The sequence below is a fragment of the Streptomyces sp. NPDC091287 genome, from assembly GCF_044768525.1.
Taxonomy (GTDB): domain Bacteria; phylum Actinomycetota; class Actinomycetes; order Streptomycetales; family Streptomycetaceae; genus Streptomyces.
On record NZ_JBIVUV010000001.1, the window covers coordinates 639,034 to 660,312 of the forward strand.

Sequence of the window (21,279 nt, forward strand, 5' to 3'; positions counted from 1 at the left end):
CTCCCTTACGAACCTCCTTCGCATTTCCTCTCGAAGATGGGATCTTTCATGCCCCTCGCAGTTCAGTACGCGGGCGCTCGTTCGATCGTCACGGCGCAGGTCGACCGGCGCCCACCGAGGCCGGGCGAGGTGGAGATCGCCCCGGCCTACACCGGGATCTGCGGGACGGACCTGCACATCTTCCACGGCGACATGGACGGCCGCGTGCACCGGCCTGCGGTTCTCGGTCACGAGATGTCCGGACGGATCACCGCGATCGGTGAGGGGGTCACCGGCTTCTCGCCGGGTGACCCCGTGACCGTGATGCCGCTCCGTTCCTGTGGTGCGTGCGCGGCGTGCCAGGGCGGTCATCAGCACATATGTCAGTTGTTGGACTTCATCGGGGTCGACTCCGCCGGCTCTCTCCAGGAACGCTGGACCGTCCCCGCCCGCGTGGTGGTGCCCCTGCCGCCCGACATCGACCTGGCGGCGGCGGCACTGGTGGAGCCGACGGCGGTGGCCGTCCACGACGTCCGCCGGGCGGGAGTCTCCGAAGGAGACACCGTCGTGGTCGTGGGAGCCGGGCCCATCGGCGTGCTGATCGCACTCCTGGCCCGCCGGGCCGGCGGCTCCGTACTGGTCGTCGAACCGGACGCCTACCGGCGGGACTTCATCTCCCGGCTCGGATTCCCTACCGTCGACCCGGGTAGCGAGGACCCGGCCGCGGCGGTGGAGGACCGGACCGAGGGCGCCGGGGCCCGCGTCGCCTTCGAGGTCTCCGGAGCGGAGGCCGGCCTGGCCACCGCCGTGCAGGTACTCGGTGTCCGCGGCCGACTCTGCCTCGTCGCGATCCACCCCCGCCCGAAGAGCATCGACCTGCATCGGATCTTCTGGCGCGAACTCACCCTTGTCGGCGCCCGGCTGTACGAACGGAGCGACTTCGCCGAGGCCGTGGAGCTGATCCACGACGGGACGGTACCGACCGACGTCATGATCTCGACGATCGTCCCGCTCGGTGACGCTGCCGAGGCGTTCGCGGCGATGGAATCCGGCCGCGGGGTCATGAAGGTCCTCGTCTGCACCGGAGCGGTGCGATGACAGGACCACGCTCCCCCTTCGACCTCTCCGGCAAGCGGGCCGTGGTCACCGGAGCCAGCCGCGGCATCGGCCAGGCCATAGCCGTCGCACTCGCCCGGTCGGGAGCCGACGTCGTCGGCGTCTCCAGCACGATCACCGACTACGGCGAGACCGGCGCGGCGGTCCGCGCGGAAGGGCGTTCCTTCCAGGCTGTCCAGGCGGACCTGGCAGACCGCCGAGCCGTCACCGAACTGGCGTCGGCGCTCACGGAAACCCAGCCACCGATCGACATTCTGGTGAACAACGCGGGGGTCATCCGCCGGGCGCCGGCGGCCGTCCATTCCGACGAGGACTGGGACCTCGTCCTGCAAGTGGACCTGACCGCCCAATTCCTGCTGGCCCGGCAGATCGGTGCCACCATGGTGCGCAGAGGCTCGGGGAAGATCATCTTCACCGCGTCCCTCCTGAGTTACCAGGGCGGCATCCTGGTGCCTGGGTACGCCGCCGCCAAGCACGGCGTCCTGGGAGTGGTGAAGGCGCTCGCCAACGAGTGGGCCGGGTCCGGAGTCAACGTGAACGCTCTGGCGCCCGGATACATCGCCACCGATAACACCGCCGCACTCCGCGACGACCCGCACCGCAGCAAGGCGATCCTCGACCGGATCCCGGCCGGCCGCTGGGGCGATCCCTCGGACCTCGCGTGGAGCGCGGTGTTCCTGGCCAGCGCCGCGGCGGACTACGTGCACGGCACGACGCTGCCTGTCGACGGGGGATGGCTGGGGCGGTGAGGCAGGGGGTGGGGCCCGGCCCTGGTGGGCCGGGCCCCACCCCGCGCAGTCAGACGAAGAAGTCGCCCTGGGACAGGTGCGACGGGCTGATGCCGGTCATCTGTTTGTACAGGCGACTGAAGTAGTGCACGTCGCGAAAGCCGGTCAGGCGTGCGGTCTCCGTGACGTTGAACTCTCCACTGCTCAGGAACTCCGTGGCTTTCGCGATCTTGACATGTTGCTGGTACGCCGTCGCCGTCAGCCCGGTGACCTTCTTGAACACGGTCCGGAAGTGAGAAGGGCTGAATCCGGACAGGGCGGCCAGTTCCTGTACCGAGTACGTGGTGGAGAAACTGTCCGTCAGCAGCTGGGTGATGGCCGAGATGCGCCGCGTGTGCGGCGCGTCCGTCGTCGACTGGCGGTGTTTCTCGATCACACGGAAGAGCACCGCCGACGTCAATCCCCGCATCTGCAGCAGGTATCCCGGTTCCCGGGACGTCCACGCGGTGTGCAGCTGAGCGAAGTAGGTGGCGACGCCTCCGGACAGATCGGTGCTCACGACAGGGAGTGTGGCCAGCAGGGCTTCCGGATCCTGGTTTGCCGTCGTCACCCGGAAGGCGACCGACATGAAGTGCCAGGGGTCCTCCTGGTCGCTGCTGGCTGTGTGCGGGGTGCCGCGAGGCATCAGGACCAGCGCCCCGGGACGGATGCGGTAGGCCTGGCCGGCGATCTCGTAGTCGGCCTTGCCCGACACGGCATAGACCATGATGTGGGACTGCGTGTTGGCGTGGTTGGTGATCCGCCAGTCCGGAGTGGTCTGGCGGATCAGCACGTAGTCGACGTCGCTGACGGTGCAGTCGAACGGGTCTCGCGACGGCATGACAGCAAGGTGCCGTTGCTGCTCTTCCGAACTACGGCTCGTCACGTTGCCCGGGTCACCAGATGGTGGAGGTCGAAGGAGACCTCGGTCCCGTCCGGACGTTGCACGACGGCGACATTCCTGCGCAACCAGATGTGCCACCCCTTGATCGCCGACTCCTCGTCCAGAATGATCGAATAGACGCTGCGGTGGTGGGTTCCCGCAGTCGCCGAGGAGAACGTGTGGACTTCGCCGCTTCCTTCCTTTCCCTGTCCCGGAGAGTTCGGGTGAGGGCTGTAGATGTCATGGAGAGCGGACCAGTGTGTTCGAACCGGAGACATGGAAGGACGCTGGTCGGTCTCGGACGCCAGCTGGAAGAACTTGGCCGCTGCTGCGCCACGTCGGAACACGAGCCGGCTGTCCGTGGCCCTGTTGGTCCGCAGGAGATCATCACGGTTGTTGATCACGAAATGGGAGTCTACGGTCAAGGGGCGCCGTGTATCGATCTCGTCGACGATCAGGACGAGATGCGGGAGCCAGCTGATCCAGGTGCGCCGTACGCGGGCAACCGCCGGATCGCGGTAAGCGGCGGCCAGATCGGCGCTGAAGACGGTGACGGGTCCGGGCACGGACGGGCTGTCGACCAGCCGCGGCCCGACCCGGGTGCCCTGGGCTTCCCCGGTCAGCGGAAGACTCTGCGTCACCGTCTCGCCCGCCGAGGGATCGACGAACGACCAACCGGTGTGCGCGTCGGGTGCCTTGGCGTCCGACTGCGCCTGAAGGCGGTAGCAGCAGTGACCCGGATCCGTGAACAGCACCTCCCCTCGATGCCCCAGGACGAAGCTGCCGTCGTCGGCGTGCCGGTGCGAAACGGTGGGAAGTTCGTCGTGGCCCGTACGTGCGGCCAGTACGGTCCTGGTGTCCTGCCAGGAGTCCCGGACGACGACCGCGCCCGACCCGAAACCCTGCCCGGTCGCGAGCCCGGCCTCCGAGGGCGACATGGGTTCACCGGCATCAGCCAGGTGGTTGAGGCTCCGCCAGCTGACCCCGTTGAAGAAGCCGAAGGACGCCCCGCCGCCCGGCGCGAGTTCGAGGTCCACGTAGGTGGCTTCGAAGAGCCAGCGTGCGAGACCTCGACGCCAGGGCCCGACGGAGTCGGGCAGAAATCTCGCGAGGCACAGAAGAACGTCGGCAGGCGGCCTTCCCGTCAGAGCCGTGTCCCCGAAGTTCACCATCGCCATGTAGCGACCGTCACCCCACGAGCTGCGGTTCTGCTCGAACATCACCGACTGCGCGACCCACGGCAGCGCGTTACCCATGGGTGCGATCCACTCAGGGGTCACCCCCGGGACATCGGCGTCGGCCATCAGCTCGTACAGATGGGTGAGGTGCAGCAGGGCATAACCCCAGTACTGAACCCACTCCGCGTAGCTGTCGGCCTGACATAGCGCGGCCCCGAACCGGAACCGGCGGGGGAGCGTCCCGATGTCGGCGTCGGAGCCTGTCGCCAACGCCATGGCGGCGAATCCGTTCAGCACCACCAGGTACCAGTTGCATATGTCGGGCGCCGGCTCCCCGTCCCCGGGAACGCGCTCGTTGCCCTCCAGGAAGCGACGGCACGGTTCCAGGCCCTTGCTGACGAGGGCCTGCTCTACGAGCCGGCGCTGAGCTTCGTCGAAGAGGTCCGGACAGAGCTCGAGAACCGTCGTCACGCCGAGACCGATGTGGGCCGTCTCAAGGGTGCCCACCAGAGGTGAGGTCCGGGGCCGGAACGACGGACCCGTCCATTCGTCGGCCGGAAGGTCGCAGATTCTCATGACCTCAGTGGTCAGCCAGGCAGCCCGTCCCTCGTCCGGGTCGAGAGCCTGGACGACCGCGACATCGCTCATACGCTCCCAGCAGACGTACCACCAGTCCACCCGTGCGGCGGCGTCGTCCGGATCGACGACGGTCGGGGAAGCGGCCCAGCGCTCGGCACGCCGCGTCAGAACATCCAGCATGTCCTGGGCTCGGGGGTTCTTCCGGCACAGGTCGAGAGCGCGCCGCACATCGAGCCGGCTCTTCGTGCGGGGGTCATTCGCCAGGGACATCGGGCGCCTCATCCGTGGTCGGGGCAAGCGGAGAAAGGTAGAGCTCGGACTGGTGGCACGGTCGAAGCCGTACCGACCCGATGCCGACGACGTGCGCGACGGACATCGCCAGGATCAGTGCGGCGAAGCCGTGCGGTTCGTCCCGGAAGGGCGCACGCAGCCCGACGTAGGCCTCGGGTGTCCCCGTGGCCTCACCCTCACCCGGGCACAGGGTTCCCGGACAGCTGTTCTCCGTGGAGAAGTCGGTGTTGACGCACCACCGGGCAAGGCCGTGCACGCCGGCGCTGACGGCGTCTCGCCACTCCTGGCCGACGAGCACTCCTTGCTGAATTCCCACGCCGAGGCAGTACACGATCAGGCCGGACCCGGAAGACTCCTCCCAGGCGTCGGCCATGGAAATCTCCTGACGCCACAGCCCCCGGCCGGTCTGGTGCGGCAAGAGGCTCCGCGACAGCGCGACGAACCGTTCCACGACCTCCTCGCGCCGCTCGTACTCTGCGGGCAGCCCGCGCAGGAGCTCGGCGAGAGCGAACAGCCCCCATCCGTTGCCCCGTCCCCAGTGATCCTGCGACAGGACTCCCTTGGCGACGAACCCTTTGCATTGGTGCAGCAGACCGTTGTCGGGGTCGAGGAATTCGTCGTACATCAGGACAGCCTGGGTGATGGCCTCCTCGATGTAGCGGGGTTCGTTCAAGGCCTGGCCCGCGTACATCAGGAAGGGCGCCGAGGCCATCGCGACGTCGATCCAGATGAGATCGGGGCGCCCCGGCATGGCGAGGATCCCCTTTTCGTCGCGCGTCGCCGTCATCATCTCGTCGGCATAGTGCCGCAGCAGATCCGCGCGGTCCCTCAAGTGGCCTCGGGCGCTCAGAAAGGCATGCGCGATTCCGCCGATGCGGTAGCTGGGGAAGTTGTACGGAGGATGTGGGATCTCATCGGGGAAACGGCGGACGACGGTCTCCGCGTGGTGAACGGTGGCATCGTCGCCCGCCTCGGTCGCCGCGCGGGCCAGCGCGTAGACCGCCAGGACGCCGTAGTAGGCCTTGACCTCGTCGGTCGCGTCGTAGTGACGGAAGAGTCCGACGGCGACCTCGTGGGGTGCCGCTTGTGCGGAGTGGTGCGCCGTCGTGGAGTGGTGCGTCGAATCGGCAAGGTGTCCACGGTCAGAAGTAGCCACCACGCTTCACCACCTCTCGGGGCTCCAGGCCGGAGGTGACCATCTGCTTGATTCCGACCTCGTCCTCCTCGATCTTCTCCGCCGCGATCAACGTCCCCTCGGCCAGGGCGCGAGGAATGACGATTACTCCGTCGAGGTCGCCGACCATGAAGTCGCCCGGTGCGATGGTCACCTCACCGAGCCTGATCTCGGTCTGCCAGCCCGTCATCCGGAAGCGACCGAGCATGCCGTTCGACGTCCGGTAGCGGGCGAAGACGGGGAAATCCAGGTCCAGGATCTTCTCCGTGTCGCGCACGCCGCCGTCGACCACGGCGCCACGGCAGCCCTTCCGCTGTGCGGCCATGGTCATGACCTCGCCCCACTGGGCGGACTCGTCGTCTCCGGAGGTGTCCCAGACACAGATCGCATGATCCGGTATCTCCTCCAGCATCACGGCGCGTTCTTCCATCTCACCGTCCAGCTGCAGGCTCTTGGCACCCTTGATGGTGAAGGCCACACCGGTCAGCCGCATGTCGTCGCGCACCGGGACGATCGCGTGGGGGAGTACCTGACGGGTGAGCCCTCCGGCGCGGAGCACGTCGTTGACCGCGGCCGTGGACACGCGGGCATAGCGGTCGCACAATTCGCCGTCGGTGAGTCCTGAGCCGGCGACGTGCCCGTCCGCGGGGGATGCGACGGGGGGCGGCACAGCGTCGGTCCTTGGATGGTGCATGCGTGGTGACTCACTTCCTGCAGAGCGCGTCGGTCTCCGCCCGACGGGGACGGAGCGACGTGGCGGCACGATGCCGACTTCCAGACCGTATGCAGGAACAGCTGGTGCGCACGCGGGTCCGTTCGCCAATGGTTTGCACGATCTGCCGGTCGAGCCGGTCCGTCGCCCGGAATTCCGTCCTCAGCAGGGCGGGTACGTAGGGGAGCGGCGGGGGCGGAGGGCGACCATGGTCGTACGTCGGCCGCGGCCCACGGGGTGGCCGTTCCGGCAGGTGCGGCGGCACCCTGACCGCCGAGGAAGAGCAGAAGCGGCGCGTTGTCCGCGGAGTGTCAGTAGAGCCCTGCCCGCCGTGCGGTGTCCTCGCCGTGCTGCATGCGCTTCCAGGCCTCGTCGCCCAGCGTCGCGATGACTCCCGCCACGGCGGTCTGCACACGGCGAGGTCGGCAACGAGACTGTCGTAGGGGGAGGGCGCCGTGACCCGGCTGGGCAGCACGACCTCGGCCTGCGGGGTGCCGGGGGCTAGCCAGGTATCGGCAAACAGGACCACTTTGCCGCCCTGCTCCTGGACGAGGGCCGCCATGGTGGTCCTGTCGCTCTCGTAGCGGCGGTAGTCGAAGACGACCAGCACGTCGCACCGGGTGAGCGCGGCGAGGACCGCGGTGCGTTCGACGTCATGGTCGGGCAGGAACCGTACGTCGTCCCGCAACTGCATCAGGTGCAGGCCGAGGTACTGGGCGAGGAGGTGGGTGAAGCGGCCACCGGCCAGGGTGATGCGGCGCTTCCGGTCCGAGAGGAGCCGTACCGCATGCTCGAAGTCGTGCGGAGGAAGCTCGGCGAGGGTGGCGGTGACGGCACCGGTGAACACCTGGCTTCCGTGCCCCAAGAGCGCCGGGTCCGGGCCGGCGCCCTCGTGCGTCCTTCGGTGGGTGCTGTCTTCCGGCGTGCCCTCGCCCTTGCCCTGGACCGTTTCGCTCCGACCGAAGCCGGCCGACTCGTAGAGGGAGAGCGGGGAGGCGTTGCGCGCGTCGAGTTCTTCGCGCAGGGCGGCCTCCGTGGTCGTACGGACGGGAGCGAGGGTGGCCCGGTCGGACGGACCGGCCACGTGGTTCCGGGCAGACGGTCCGGTCACGTGGTTGCTGTCACCCGGAAGTAATGGGACATGCTGCCGCAGCGGGTTCGGCTTCACCTTCGCTGCCCGGTCGTCGATGAGCTGACGCCCATCACGCAGAAACACACCATCGAGGGCTTGATCATGGGCGCGCCCTGAACGTCGGCCGCATGGGTTGGGCATTGCACATGGCGCCGACCGGCGGCGTCGACATTCGTCTTGAGCACCCACGAGGTGGGGCTGGCGATACGCCGTACGTTACGCGAACTGTTCCGACTGCCGTGTCTACGGTCCGGGCCGGGAGCGGGTCTCGCTGCGGGAGGTGCCGCGAACGTACTGCTGCCCCAGTGGTCTGCCGATTGGCCGAGGTGTTCGCTCATGTCGGCAGGGCGGGCTGGAGCGGTAGTCCTCGTCTTCACGTACCGGGGCGCTGCGTCCACTGCTGTCGGAGGATTGCTTCAGCGCGTGCCGCGGGCAGGGGCAGTCTGTGCTGAACGGCCTTGCCGCCTGAACACGGGTTGGTTCAGCGCAGTAGTTTCAACGCCGCCGTTGCCAGTCTTCGAGCAATGAGGTGCTGCTCACCGGCTGGCAGGATGAGGTGGCTGATGGTCATGCGGACGATGACGTCCGCTGCCATCTCGAGACTCTCCGCGTCCTGCTGTGGGTACCGCGTGGCCAGCCAGCTCTGAACCAGGCTCTGTCCCGCGTCGAAAATCGGGTCGGCCCGGGCCGTGAGGTAAGGGAGCAGACTGTCGGAGCCTTCGCGGGCGGCTGTGATCACCGCACGGATGAGAGGCTGCTTGTCAGCCTCGCTGAGTACGTAGAGAACGGCGGATTCGAGGCAGGCGTGGGTATCCGGCGTCCCGGGGTAGAAGGTGTCGGCTACGCCAGTGAGGAACTGGCGGGTTTCCCGGATCACCAGTGCGCGGCCCAGGCCGGCTCTGCTGCCGAATTCCTTGTACACGGAAGGGCGTGAGACTTCGGCCCGGGCCGCGACGGCGGAGAGGCTGACCTGGTCCCAGCCTGCCTCGCAGGTCAGGTCGCGGGCAGCATCGAGTACGCGCACTCTCATCTGTTTGCGCCAGGCGACGCGCGGGGGGTCTGGTGCCGGTTCACCGGTAGGTGACTCCGTTCTGGTGTGGTGCTCTGCCGCGGCCATAGAGGCAAGTCTGTCAGGGGCGCGCGGTCCGCTGCTGCGGAGGCCCGCGAGGATGAGTACGGCGCACGCGCAGTGGTGCCGGTCCCTGGGGGCAGGGGGGCGGGACCGGCACCACGTCTTGGCGGTGTAACAGACAGAAGGGTCAGGAGCGCTTGCGCCGGACGGCGAAGAGGATGCTGCCGCCGACGGCAAGAACGGCCGCCGCAATGCCGAGCGGGACTACAGGGCTGGAGCCGCCGGTCTCTGCGAGGGGCTCGCCCTCCCCGTTCGGCTTCAGGCCGGAGTCGTCGGCGCTGGTGGCGGATGCTTCGGCGGAGGGTGAGGTGTCGGCATCAGATCCTTCGGAGGGCTCGGTCGGGGAGGAGCTCTGCTGGCCCGGAGAGGCGGGCTTGCCTGCAGATGCCCCTGGTGCTGCGTCGTTACCTTCGGTACTGAAGCTGTAGGCTCCACGGTCGGGTGCGCCGCCGGGCCGGCGTGCCTCGGTGAGGTCGGTGGTCACGGCGGCGAACGGGACACCCGAGCCGATGGCGGGGGAGCCCTTGCTCAGCCGGAAGTCGGCTGAAGCCCCGGTACCCGGGCTGGCGAGCTTCGGGTCGGCGATGATGTCGTTGGGCCCCTTGACCTCGGGAGCCTTGCCGCCGAAGTAGATGTTGTAGTCGTAGGTGACATCAACGTTGCGGGACTTGCTGTTCGTCGCTTGACCGGGACGGCCGTACGCGATGTTGTTGAGCAGCCGGACATCGGTGCTGTCGTGCGCGAAGATATTGGCGTAGCTCTCCATGCGGGTGCTGCGACCGTTTTTGTACGCCGTGTTGTTGACGATGTCGACGTGCTGGCTCTTGTAGGAGTGGATACCTGAGCCGCCGTTGTTGTAGGACAGGTTGTTGGAGACCAGGACCCTGCCCTGGTAGTCGGGGCCCTTCTCTCCGGCCTTCGACTTGCCCTTGAGGGTGTCGATGATGATGCCGTTACCGTCCGAATAGCACTTGCAGCGCTCCCATTTCACCCTGGTCTCATTGTCGTGGACCCTGTTGTTGGTGACTCGGATCTTGTACTTGCGGGGGTTGCCGCGGTCGATGTCGTGCGCGGCAAGGATCGAGATGCCGCTGGTGGCGTAGACGGTGTACCACGAGGTCGCGTAGACGTGGTTGCGGTCGATCGTCATGTAGTCCGCGCCGCGCGAACCTATGCCCAGCCCGGGGCAGTGATGGACGGTGTTGCCGACGACGTTGATGTGGTGGGGTTTGGAACCCGTGGCCTTGTTCGGCTCCGCCCAGATGCAATTGGTGTTGTAAGTGAAATCGCTCGTCTTTGCGTCGCGTTCCGCCCCAGCAAGAGTCAGAGCGGCGCTATTGCCCTTTACTTCCAGGTTCTTGATGGTGATATAGGACGCACCATAAACGCTGATGCCGTTCCATGCGTGCACCGGGTGGATCACCGGGTTGTGGCCGGGGTGGGCGGTGAAGGTGATGGGCGCCCCAGCGCGTCCGGAGCGCTTGACGGTCAGCACGTTGGAACCCTTGGAGCGCTCGGAGTACGTGCCGTTCATGATCGAGACGGTGTCTCCGGGGCCAGCGTTGTCGGCCGCCTTCTGGATGGTGCGGAAGGCGGCCCCTGGTGAGGTTCCCGGGTTGCTGTCGTTGCCACTCGGACTGACGAAGTACGTGCGTCCGGCGGCGTGGGCCGGGCCCGCAGTTATGGCGACGAGGCCGAGCGGGACAGACGAGGCGAGCAGTGCTGAGGTCACGACGAGGGTGCTCGTGCGTTTCATGTGTTGCCTGATCTCCGAGATCGTCCTGACGGAGCGGCGAACGTCCTGCGCCGGCGTCAGCCACGGGCAGAAGTGAGGGCGCCAAAGGTTCATTCGTCCATGGCGCGGCGCCGCGTCAGGAGCGCTGTTCGCCGTGCTCCGAAGTCCACTGTGAGGGGGGTGAGTTGCGTGAGTGACAGTCGCAGACCTAAAAACCGAATGCAACCCCGACCTTGGTGTAAATATTCTGACGGTGCATCAGTTCACTGCTGAAGCCCTGGTTGAGCACTGGGCGTTCCGAAGAAGTTCTGCTTGGGAGTTGCGGCGCGGCCTGGCACCCGTTCGGTGTCGCCTTCACATGGCCACTGGCCTACCCGCAGCGGGCGCCGCAGTCGATGTGATCCTGTCTCTCTACGTCGGCCAATCCCCGAAGGGCTTGGCTCCGGCAACATGCTCACCACCCTGGGCTTCGGCGCAGACGCTCCGCACGAAAACGCCGAATCGACCCCTCTGGACGACACCGACCTGCGCGCGGCCGCCGAGCCGTCACGCATCCCTCACGTGGGGCATGCCGCCCGTGTCCCCCGCAGATTTCCTGTGCGCGCTGGTAGATGGCGCGTCCGGCTGTGCGGGAATCCGCTCGAAGCGCCGGTACAGTTCAGTCCCGAACGGAGGGGGCGTGTGCGTTGACGGTTCGGATCACCATGGCCGATGTAGCCCGTGCGGCCGGTGTGTCGTCCGCGACGGTGTCCTACGTCCTGTCCGGCAAACGGCCCGTCGCGGAGGAGACACGACGGGTGGTGGAGGCGGCCATCGCCGATCTGGGCTTCACCGTCAACACGATGGCGCGCAGCCTGCGGACGGGCCGCTCCACCATCGTCGCGCTGGTCGTACCCGATCTGTCGAACCCTTTCTATGCTCAGCTTGCGGCCGCGCTCCAGAAGGAGTTGCGGCCGCTCGGCCTGCACGTCATGGTCTGCGACACCCAGGCGGCCAGGGACGAGGAGAGGGCGTTTCTGCGGGAGGCCGTCCAGCAGCGGTTCGCAGGGGTAGTGATCACTCCGTTCCGGCTGGTCGCGAAGGATTTTTTGACGCTGTCGGCTGCGGGCATCCCGGTAGTCGTCAGCGCCGACCTGCCCTTCGGTGAGGCGGATCTGGTGACCCCTGACGCGCGGGCCGCCATGCGCCAGGCTCTGACGGAGGTGACGGATGCCGGACGCCGGCGCATCGCGATGATCGCCGGCCCCCGGGACGCGACCGGCGGCGACCCCCGCCTGGACCTGCTGCGGGCCCTGGCCGTCCAGTTCGGCACCACGCTCCCCGGCCGCCTGGTCGTCCGCGGCGAACACACCCGGGAGGCCGGCGCGGTGGGCTTCGAGCGGCTGATGCGGATGAAGCACCGGCCGGACGCGGTCTTCTGCGCGAACGACGTCGTCGCTGTCGGCGCGATGGACAAGGCGGAGGAGCTGGGGATCGACATCCCGGGCGACGTGGCCCTGATCGGCCACGACGACGCCTCCTTTGCTTCGCTCGTCCGACCGCGGCTGACGACGGTCCGGTACCCGGCCCCGGACGTGGGCAGGGCTGCGGCGCGGCTGCTCATCGAGCGGCTCGACGGGCGCGTCGCGAGGAAGACCGTTCGCGTCAAGACGCAGTTCATCCCGCGCGGAACGGTCTGACGAAATTGTCCACGCCGGGCGTTCAAGCACGAGCAGGGCGTAATCGATTACGTTCACTTCCTCGATCGTGCGCCCTCAGCCCCGTTGGCATTATTTCCGCAGGTCAGAGCCGCTTGATGTCCGCTGCGAGCGCACTCTCCCGAATCACGAAACGGTCCCGGAGCGCAGATAAGTCCGCGAGGCCTGTTGACTTGTGTTGATCCTTGTTGTGAAGGTGGCCGCCGTCGCCTCACTCCAACGTGACGGCCCCGGCTCAAGGGAGAGCACCCTCATGGCACTTCGCACGCGCGGCTCGATCACCCCCCACCTCTCGGCCGTCCGCCGCAGCCTCCTCGCGCGGCGCAGCCTGGTCGGAGGTGTGGCGCTCACCCTCACCGCCCTGACCGCGTGCGGCGGCGGCACGGACGGTACGGATTCGGCAGCAAGCTCCGCCTGCGAGCAGTCCTCGGGCAAGGTCACGCTCGACTACTGGTCCTGGGTGCCGGGCATGCAGAAGGCCGTCGACGTCTGGAACAGCGAGAACCCCGACATCCAGGTCAAGCTCAGGACGACACCGTCCGGCAACGCCGGCACGTACCAGAACATGTCGAATGCACTGAAGGCCGACAAGGCCCCCGACCTCGGACAGATCGAGTACGACTCCCTCGCCAGCTTCCGCCTCAAGGGCGGGCTGACTGACATAGCGAAGTGCGCCGGAGTCACCGACGCCCGGGCGGACTTCGTCGACTGGACGTGGTCCCAGGTGGACTTCGGCGCCGGGGGCGAGGACGGGGTGTGGGCGGTGCCGCAGGACACCGGCCCGATGGCGCTCTTCTACCGCAAGGACGTCTTCGACCAGCTCGGTCTCGCCGCACCGACGACGTGGGACGAGTACGAGGCCGCCGCCCGGAAAATCAAGGCGGCGAAGAAGGGACAGTACATCACCCACTTCTCCCAGACCGACCCGAACTGGTTGACCGGATTGCTGTGGCAGAACAAGGCCCCCATGTTCGAGCGCGACGGCGACAGCTGGAAGGTCACCGTGGACCGGCCCGAGAGCCGCCAGGTGGCCGACTACTGGCAGCGGCTCATCGACGACAAGCTCGTCGCCACGGACCTCCAGGGCTTCTCGCCCGCCCTGTACAAGTCGTGGAACGACGGCGAGGTCGTGAGCTGGATCAGCGCCGCCTGGGGGTACAGCACCATCCGCGACAACGCAAAGTCCACCTCCGGCAGGTGGGCCGTCGCCCCGATGCCGCAGTGGGAGAAGGGGCAGGAGCAGGCGGGCAACTGGGGTGGTTCGACCACCGCCGTTCTCGCCGGCAGCAAGCATCCGGCCGAAGCGGCCAAGTTCGCGCTGTGGCTCAACACCGATGCGAAGGCGCTGGAGATTCTCAACCGGGAAGGCGGACTCTACCCAGCCGCCAAGGCAGGTCTGGATTTGCCCGCTTTGCAGCAGCCCGTCGATTTCTACGGGAAGCAGAAGGTCTTCGACGTTTTCGCCGAGGCGTCGGCCAACGTGGACACGGACTTCACGTGGGGTCCGACCATGACCGACACCTATCGCTTCCTCAGTGACGGTACGGCGAAGGCGACCGGCGGCGGCAGCACCCTCTCCGACGTGCTGAAGGACACCGACTCCCAGAGCGCCGAGTCGCTGCGCGAGCAGTCGCTCGACGTGACGGACTGACACCCGGTCCGCCCTCTCCCACCCCATCGCCCCGCCGGTTGGGCTCGACCCGAAAGTGACCGTGACGACCACCCGTAGCCCGGTGGCGGCGCCAGCCCGCCGTCACCGAACCCTCGCCCCGTTCGCGTTTCTCGCCCCCTTCCTGATCCCGTTCGTGCTGTTCACCCTCGTGCCCGTCGGTTACGCCTTCTGGCAGAGCCTGCACAAAACCGAGCGCACGGGCGGCACGTTCGGCCGCACCGAGACCGTCTTTGCCGGGTTCCAGCAGTACGCCGACGTCATGTCCGAGCCGTACTTCGCGGACAGCCTGCTGCGCGTGGCGCTGTTCGCCCTGGTGCAGATCCCCGTGATGCTCGCCCTCGCCCTGGCGCTCGCGCTCCTGCTCGACTCGGCGGTGGCCCGCCTCAAGCGGTTCTTCCGCCTGGTCTACTTCGTGCCGTACGGCATCCCCGGCGTCGTGGCTGCCCTGATGTGGGCGTTCCTCTACGACCCGCGGCTGTCCCCCGTCGTCGACCTGCTCCGTTCGGTGAACGTGGACGTCGACCTGCTCGGCCCCGACGCCATCCTGTGGTCGATCGGTAACGTCGTGACCTGGACCTACACCGGCTACAACATGCTGATCATGTACGCGGCGCTTCAGGCCGTGCCCGCAGATCTCAGCGAAGCAGCGCGGGTCGACGGGGCCGGGCCATGGGCGATCGCCCTGCGGATCAAGGTGCCGGTGATCCGCCCGGCGATCGTGCTGACCGGCGTCTTCTCCCTGATCGGAACCTTCCAACTGTTCACCGAACCTCAGGTCTTCCGCGCCATCTCCACCAGCGTGACCAGCACGTACACACCGAATCTCGCCGCCTTCTCCCTCGCCGCGGGCGACCGCTACAGCGAGGCAGCAGCCTTGTCGGTTCTGCTCGCCGTGGCGACGTTCCTGCTCTCCTTCCTCTTCCTCCGCTTCACTGCCAGGAGGCAGGGATGACCCTCCTCACCCGTACCGAAGGGGCACACGCCCCCGCGCCCGTACGCTCCCGTCGCGGCCCCGGCCCGTCCGCCGTGCCGGTGTTCGTCTTCATGGCCCTGATCGCCGCGTACATGCTGCTGCCGGTCTACTGGCTGCTCGTCTCCGCGACCAAGAGCCAGAGCGATCTGGTCAGCACGCCCGGCCTGCTCCCCGCCGACTGGCACCTGGGCGAGAACCTCGCCGCGCTCTTCAGCCAGCAGGACGGCGTCTACCTCCGCTGGCTCGGCAACAGCCTCGCGTACGCCGGATTCGGCGCGGCGGTGGGCACGCTGCTCGCCGCCATGGCCGGATACGCCCTGGCCGTCTACGATTTCAAGGGCCGCGAGGCGGTGTTCTCGGTGATCCTGGGCGGCGTCCTGGTGCCCGCAACCGCCCTCGCGCTGCCATTGTTCCTGCTGTTCGCCGAGGTGGACGCCACCAACACCTTCTGGTCGGTGTTCCTGCCCAGCATCGTCAGCCCTTTCGGCGTCTACCTTTCCCGCATCTTCGCCGCCGCCTCCATACCCGTGGAAGTCATCGAGGCGGCCCGCATCGACGGGGCCGGTGAGTGGACGATCTTTCGCACCGTCGCGCTGCGGATGATGTCCCCGGCGCTGGTGACGGTCTTCCTGTTCCAGTTCGTCGTCATCTGGAACAACTTCCTGCTCCCCTTGATCATGCTCCAGGACGAGCGGCTCTACCCGGTCACCCTGGGGCTGTTCACCTGGCAGTCTCAGACCAGCCGGGCTCCGGAGCTCCAGACGCTGACCCTGGTGGGCGCGCTCGTCTCGGTCGTGCCCATCGTGATCACCTTCCTCATGCTCCAGCGCTACTGGCGTGCGGGCCTGGCCGCCGGGGCGGTGAAGTCGTGACGGACGCCCTGCACACGCTGACGGAACAGCTCGGTGGGATCGCCTACGGAGGCGACTACAACCCGGAGCAGTGGCCGGCGGACGTCTGGCCCGAGGACGTACGCCTCATGCGCGAGGCGAGCGTCAACCTCGTCACCGTCGGGGTGTTCTCCTGGTCCCGCCTCGAACCCCGCCCCGGCGCGTACGACTGGTCGCAGCTCGACACGATCCTCGACCTGCTGCACACCGCCGGCATCGCCGTCGACCTCGCCACCCCCACCGCAGCTCCTCCGCCCTGGTTCAGCAGGGCCCACCCGGCCGCACTCCCGCAGACCGCGTCCGGCACCCGGCTCACCCACGGCAGCCGGCAGGCCTTCTGCCCGAGCAGCCCCGACTACGCGCGCGCCGCCGACGCCATGGTGCGGGCACTTGCGAGCCGGTACGCGAAGCACCCGGCCGTCGTCATGTGGCACGTCCACAACGAGTGGGGCAACCACAACGCCCTGTGCTACTGCGACACCAGCGGGTCCGCCTTCCGTACCTGGCTGCGCGACCGGTACACCACACTGGAACGGCTCAACGACGTCTGGGGCACCGACTTCTGGGGACAGCGGTACGGCGACTGGGCGGAGATCGATCCACCGCGCGAGACCACAGCCTTCCGCAACCCCGGCCAGGAACTCGACTACCGGCGCTTCTCCTCCGACGCTTTGCTCGCCCGCCACCGCGCGGAGAGCGCGCTGCTGCGCGGTTTCGCCCCCAGCACCCCGATCACCACCAACCTCCTGGGCACCCTGGAGAAGAAGGTCGACGGGCACGCCTTCGCCCGGCACTGCGACATCGTCTCCGTCGACCACTACCTCGTCGCGGACGACCCGGGCAACCACGTCGACCTCGCGCTCAACGCCGACCTCGCGCGGGGCATGGCCGGCGGCCGGCCCTGGCTCCTGATGGAGCACTCGACGTCGGCGGTGAACTGGCAGCCAGTCAACATCCCCAAGACACCGGGAGAAATGCGTCGTAACAGCCTCACCCACCTGGCACGCGGCGCTGACGGCATCATGTTCTTCCAGTGGCGGCAGTCCCGGGCGGGCGCGGAGAAATGGCACTCCGCGATGCTCCCGCATGGCGGCACAGCGACCCGTACCTGGGGCGAGGTCACCGCCCTTGGTGCCGAACTCTCCACCCTGTCCGAGGTACGCGGCACTCAGGTGCAGGCCGAGGTCGCGCTGATCTTCGGCTGGCCCGCCTGGTGGGCCTTGGAGATGGAGGCACGCCCCTCGGAAGGCCTGCGCCACATGAATCTGGTCAGGTACTGGTACAAGGCTCTATGGGACCTCGGAATCACCTGCGACCTCGTCGCACCCGACGCGGACCTGGCCTCGTACCGAGTCGTCCTCGCTCCCAGCCTCTACCTGGTCACCGACGAGGACGCCGAGGCCCTGCACACCTATGTGCAGGAAGGCGGCCACACCGTCCTCGGACCTTTCAGCGGTGCCGTCGACGCCCACGACCGGGTACGGACCGGAGGGCACCCGGGGGCGTTCCGCGATCTTCTCGGGCTCGTCATCGACGAGTACGTCCCCCTGCGGCACGGCGAAACGGCACTGCTGTCCGACGGGTCGCGCGCATCGGTGTGGACGGAGAAGGTCGAGGCACGCGGCTGCACGGCCTGGCTACGATTCACAGACGGGCCCGAAGGAGGCCCCGCCCGTGGCGGCCCGGCCGTGACCCGCCACGGCTACGGCCACGGCACAGGCTGGTACGCGGCGGCGGCACTGCCCGAAAGCTCTCTGCGCGACCTGCTCGGTGCCGTCTGCCAAGAGGCCGGGGCGGCCCCTGCCGCGGCCGTGCCTCCCGGAGTAGAGGCTGTACGCCGCAGTTCGGGCGAGCGTTCGTACCTCTTCCTCGTCAACCACACGGACGAAGGGGCGATCGTCCCCCTCAATGGCTACACCCGCCTCGACGGCTCGGTACTTCCTGACTGTGTGAGCCTGCCCGCCGGGGAGGTCGTCGTGCTGCGCAAGTCGGCGGAGCTAAAGCCCGGCACGCGTAAATCGGATGTATGGCAAGGCACGAACGAGCTCGCGGCACCCCGGGAGCCCCGCCGAGATGAGGACCGCTGATGCCGCTGATCGAGGCCGACCGCAGCTCGGGGACCGTGCTCCTGCACGCCGCTGATACCTGCTACGTCCTGCTGGTCGACTCGGCCGCCGGAACCGTGCGCACCGTGCACTGGGGAGGCACTCTCACCCTGAACGACATACGCGCGGTCCGGGAGCCGGATGTGGAGACGGACAGCTTTCATGCCTCCCTCGACGGTACGGAGGAGCTGGCAGTCGACGGCCAGGTGCGCTTCTCCCCACCTGCGATCGAGGTGCGCTACACGGACGGCACAAGCGCGCTCGAGCCGATCGTGGACGGCTACGACCTCCGGGAAGACGGCGACAGCGCAGAACTGTCCGTCAGCCTCCGCGACAGCGGACGTCCCCTCACGTGGGAGCTGCACTACCGGGTGCGCCGGGCCTGCCCCGTGATCGAGCGATGGACCGTACTCCGGCACACCGGGGAGCTACAAGACTCCCCACTGACCCTGCTGCGGCACTCGGCAGCGCAGTGGAACCTGCCCGTGCTCCCGGCGTACCGAATGGGCGCGGTGCACGGCCGCTGGGCGGGGGAGTTCCAGTTGCGGCGGGCCCCGCTCCCCGTCGGCGAGACGACCCTGACCAGTCGGCGCGGCCACACCGGCCATCAGAGCAACCCGTGGCTCACCCTCGACGCCGGGGACGCCACCGAGGAGACCGGCGAGGTGTGGACCGTTGCCCTCGCCACGTCGGGCAGTTGGCGGATGACAGCGGTGCAAACCGCCGAGGGCCGATGCAGTGTGCTGACCGGCAGTGGCCACGAGGGGGTGGAGGTCGCGCTCGCGCCCGGCGAGAGCTGGACGACCCCGGTGAGCATGGGCCAGTACACACCCGAAGGCTTCGGAATGGCGTCCCGGACCTTCCACTCATACGTGCGGGACCACGTACTGCCCACGCCGGATGAGTTGCGGCCCGTGCTCTACAACTCTTGGGAGGCCACCGCCTTCGACGTCACCTTCCAGGGACAGCGGGAACTGGCAGACCTGGCCGCACGCGTCGGCGCCGAACTGTTCGTCGTGGACGACGGCTGGTTCGGCGCACGAGACAGTGACCGAGCGGGACTCGGCGACTGGGTACCCCGGCCGGCCGCCTTCCCCGACGGGCTGCGGCCGCTCGCCAACCACGTACATGGGCTCGGCATGCAATTCGGGCTGTGGGTGGAACCGGAGATGGTCAACCCCGACAGTGAGCTGTACCGCGAACGGCCGGACTGGGTGCTGCATTTGCCCGACCGCGCCGCCCACCCTCTGCGGAACCAGCTCGTGCTCGACTTCTCACGCCCCGAGGTCACCGACTGGGCCCTGGACTGGCTGCTCCACACCGTCGACAGGTTCAGGGTGGACTTCCTCAAGTGGGACTTCAACCGGTCGTTCACAGAGGCGGGTTCCACGGGCCGCCATGCCGACGCACGCCGAATCTTCGTCGAGCACGCCCTCGGGGCCCACCGCGTCCTTGACCGACTGCGCACCTCCCGGCCCGACCTACGGGTCGAGGCCTGCGCCGGCGGAGGCGGGCGGGTCGACCTGGCGAGCCTGGCCCGCACCGACCAGGCATGGACTTCGGACAATACAGATGCAGTGGACCGTCTTGCCATCCAGCACGGCTTCTCGCAGCTCTACCCCGCCCAGGTGATGGGTGCCTGGGTCACCGACAGCCCGAACCCCTTCACCCACCGGACCGTGCCCCTTCGCTTCCGCTTCCACAGTGCGATGGCCGGCGCCCTGGGCATCGGCGGAGATCTGACGCGCTGGTCGGCAGCGGAGTTGGACGAGGCAGCCGTGTACGTCGCCGAGTACAAGAAGGCCCGGGCAACGATTCAGACGGGGCACCAGTACCGGCTCGGCTCCTCGGCGGCCGGCGAGCACGCCGTGCAGTACGTGGCGCGTGACGGCCGCGAATCGGTGGTTCTGCAATGGCGGCCGAAGCCGGCTGGCCGTGCGCTGGCACCCAAACTGAGACTGCGCGGCCTCAATCCGCAGGCGGTCTACCGCGTGCACGACGACGGAGGAACGCTGCCGTCCGACACGGTATGCAGCGGTGCCGCGCTGGCCGCGCACGGCCTGGCAGCAGAGCTGCCGCCCGGCAACTACTCCAGCCGAATGCTGACGCTACGCCGGGAGGACTGAAGGGCGAAGGGCGCGGCTGTGCCGGGAACCGACGCGCCCGTTCGAGGCGCCGCTACGGCCCTGGGGATGAACGACCCAAGATGACGAGGCGTAGCGACGCTGGCCTTTCAGGCTCGCCGACGAGAGCAGTCGCCTTCACCTGCCACGATTTCAAGCAGCTCTGCTGCTGATAATGGCCGACCTCGACCACGACGCCATCCTCAATGAGGACGGTTGTCGCCGACGTCGCGGGCGAACCTGATCTGACGGGTGAGGACGACCACGGTCATGCCGTCGGCCGTGTCCAAGTGCTGCGGCCGCCCTCTCCCGGCAGCGGTCGCGCGCCGAACGGCAGCTCCCGTACGCCGAGGACCGTCTCGAAGGGTTCCCGACCGATCTGGGTGCTCAGGTCGGCTCCGGCTCCGGCTCCTACAGTGCGAACGGCGTCAATCGGCCAATTGGACCTCGGCCCACCTCACCATGCTCGCTTACGCCGTCGAGCGCGTCGCGCCCCGGCCGTCGCCCCCCGCGCCGGTGACGTTCCGATCGGGCGCCAACGTGGACAGCCGGCGGCCGAGGACGGCGGTCGGCGAGTCCGGCTCGACGCACGCATGGACGCCGCGTTCTCCGATGGCACGGTCGCCACTTTTACCAGGGTACCTTCGCCCACGGGGCTCACCCAGCGCCCGGACCTCGCCAGCCACCCAAAGCCCCTCAGCGACGAACGCCGGCGCCTGGCCATCAGCGCCCACAGCTGGACCCGCGTCACCGAAGGCGAGCCCGACTTTGCCCCCTGGCCGCACCGCATCGCCCCCGACCTAGGTGTATTGATCACGAGCGTTGTTAACGCCGATCGGGCTTGATCATGGCGAAGACCTCCGGTGTGGTGGAGGTGTCTAGGCTCCACACCACACACGGAGGTCTTCGTGTCCCACCGTAATGCCCGGCTGACCGTTCACGGCAGACGGATCCTGGTCGAACGCGTCCTGTCCGGCCGTCCCGTCGCGCACGTGGCGGCCGAGATGGGCATATCGCGGCCCACCGCCCACAAGTGGATCCGCCGATGGCGGGCCGAGGGCGAGGCCGGTCTGCACGACCGCTCCAGCAAGCCCCGAACCACACCTCACCGCACACCGCCCGCGGTCGAGGCCCGAGTCTG

The 21,279-nt window shown here is 68.1% G+C and carries 16 protein-coding genes and 1 pseudogene; 10 read left to right on the forward strand and 7 right to left on the reverse strand.

Annotated features, from left to right (window positions below):
• Window positions 1–48 precede the first annotated feature (48 nt).
• Complete coding sequence (locus ACIQRW_RS02760) at window positions 49–1,077, forward strand: zinc-binding dehydrogenase (RefSeq protein ID WP_403753386.1); 1,029 nt, start codon at window positions 49–51, stop codon at window positions 1,075–1,077.
• On the forward strand, window positions 1,074–1,844 hold the full coding sequence (locus ACIQRW_RS02765; protein ID WP_403753389.1) for an SDR family oxidoreductase: 771 nt from the start codon (window positions 1,074–1,076) through the stop codon (window positions 1,842–1,844). The genes ACIQRW_RS02760 and ACIQRW_RS02765 overlap by 4 nt, the downstream gene beginning before the upstream one ends.
• A 49-nt stretch (window positions 1,845–1,893) precedes the next feature.
• Here ACIQRW_RS02765 and ACIQRW_RS02770 read toward each other — a convergent pair whose 3' ends face one another.
• From ACIQRW_RS02770 to ACIQRW_RS02790, 5 genes are read right to left on the reverse strand one after another with little or no spacing between them, the layout of a single operon-like run.
• The gene (locus ACIQRW_RS02770; RefSeq protein ID WP_403753392.1) at window positions 1,894–2,703 is read right to left on the reverse strand and encodes a helix-turn-helix domain-containing protein; all 810 of its coding nucleotides are present in this window, start codon (window positions 2,701–2,703) and stop codon (window positions 1,894–1,896) included.
• A gap of 41 nt (window positions 2,704–2,744) precedes the next feature.
• Window positions 2,745–4,772, reverse strand: a complete 2,028-nt coding sequence (locus ACIQRW_RS02775; RefSeq protein ID WP_403753395.1) for a heparinase II/III family protein — start codon at window positions 4,770–4,772, stop codon at window positions 2,745–2,747.
• Complete coding sequence (locus tag ACIQRW_RS02780) at window positions 4,756–5,952, reverse strand: glycoside hydrolase family 88 protein (protein ID WP_403753398.1); 1,197 nt, start codon at window positions 5,950–5,952, stop codon at window positions 4,756–4,758. The genes ACIQRW_RS02775 and ACIQRW_RS02780 overlap by 17 nt, the downstream gene beginning before the upstream one ends.
• Window positions 5,936–6,637, reverse strand: a complete 702-nt coding sequence (locus ACIQRW_RS02785) for an RraA family protein (protein ID WP_403753401.1) — start codon at window positions 6,635–6,637, stop codon at window positions 5,936–5,938. Before ACIQRW_RS02785 ends, ACIQRW_RS02780 begins: the two co-directional genes overlap by 17 nt.
• Window positions 6,638–6,671: 34 nt before the next feature.
• The gene (locus ACIQRW_RS02790) at window positions 6,672–7,790 is read right to left on the reverse strand and encodes a MurR/RpiR family transcriptional regulator (RefSeq protein ID WP_403753404.1); all 1,119 of its coding nucleotides are present in this window, start codon (window positions 7,788–7,790) and stop codon (window positions 6,672–6,674) included.
• A gap of 24 nt (window positions 7,791–7,814) precedes the next feature.
• On the opposite strand from ACIQRW_RS02790, the pseudogene ACIQRW_RS02795 reads away from it, so the two are divergent.
• Window positions 7,815–7,928, forward strand: a pseudogene (locus tag ACIQRW_RS02795) (phytanoyl-CoA dioxygenase); the annotation flags it as partial.
• A gap of 364 nt (window positions 7,929–8,292) precedes the next feature.
• Here the strand turns inward: ACIQRW_RS02795 and ACIQRW_RS02800 are convergent.
• Window positions 8,293–8,835 carry a TetR family transcriptional regulator gene (locus ACIQRW_RS02800; RefSeq protein WP_403753407.1) on the reverse strand — a complete coding sequence of 181 codons (543 nt, stop codon included), beginning with the start codon at window positions 8,833–8,835 and terminating at the stop codon, window positions 8,293–8,295.
• 235 nt (window positions 8,836–9,070) lie between these two features.
• Window positions 9,071–10,699, reverse strand: coding sequence for a right-handed parallel beta-helix repeat-containing protein (locus ACIQRW_RS02805; protein ID WP_403753410.1), 1,629 nt, complete (start codon window positions 10,697–10,699; stop codon window positions 9,071–9,073).
• 683 nt (window positions 10,700–11,382) lie between these two features.
• Here ACIQRW_RS02805 and ACIQRW_RS02810 point away from each other — a divergent pair.
• From ACIQRW_RS02810 to ACIQRW_RS02840, 7 genes are all read left to right on the forward strand, one after another.
• Window positions 11,383–12,357, forward strand: coding sequence for a LacI family DNA-binding transcriptional regulator (locus ACIQRW_RS02810; protein WP_403753412.1), 975 nt, complete (start codon window positions 11,383–11,385; stop codon window positions 12,355–12,357).
• Window positions 12,358–12,628: 271 nt separating this feature from the next.
• A complete protein-coding gene (locus tag ACIQRW_RS02815) occupies window positions 12,629–14,026 on the forward strand; it encodes an ABC transporter substrate-binding protein (RefSeq protein ID WP_403753415.1) in 1,398 nt (465 codons plus the stop codon).
• Between the two features lie 55 nt (window positions 14,027–14,081).
• The gene (locus ACIQRW_RS02820) at window positions 14,082–14,999 is read left to right on the forward strand and encodes a carbohydrate ABC transporter permease (RefSeq protein WP_403753417.1); all 918 of its coding nucleotides are present in this window, start codon (window positions 14,082–14,084) and stop codon (window positions 14,997–14,999) included.
• Window positions 14,996–15,892, forward strand: a complete 897-nt coding sequence (locus ACIQRW_RS02825) for a carbohydrate ABC transporter permease (protein WP_403753420.1) — start codon at window positions 14,996–14,998, stop codon at window positions 15,890–15,892. The genes ACIQRW_RS02820 and ACIQRW_RS02825 overlap by 4 nt, the downstream gene beginning before the upstream one ends.
• Window positions 15,889–17,997, forward strand: a complete 2,109-nt coding sequence (locus ACIQRW_RS02830) for a beta-galactosidase (protein ID WP_403753423.1) — start codon at window positions 15,889–15,891, stop codon at window positions 17,995–17,997. The genes ACIQRW_RS02825 and ACIQRW_RS02830 overlap by 4 nt, the downstream gene beginning before the upstream one ends.
• On the forward strand, window positions 17,997–20,141 hold the full coding sequence (locus tag ACIQRW_RS02835; RefSeq protein ID WP_403753426.1) for an alpha-galactosidase: 2,145 nt from the start codon (window positions 17,997–17,999) through the stop codon (window positions 20,139–20,141). Before ACIQRW_RS02830 ends, ACIQRW_RS02835 begins: the two co-directional genes overlap by 1 nt.
• Window positions 20,142–21,046: 905 nt before the next feature.
• Window positions 21,047–21,279: helix-turn-helix domain-containing protein (locus ACIQRW_RS02840; RefSeq protein WP_403753428.1), on the forward strand; the 233-nt coding region annotated here is incomplete at its 3' end.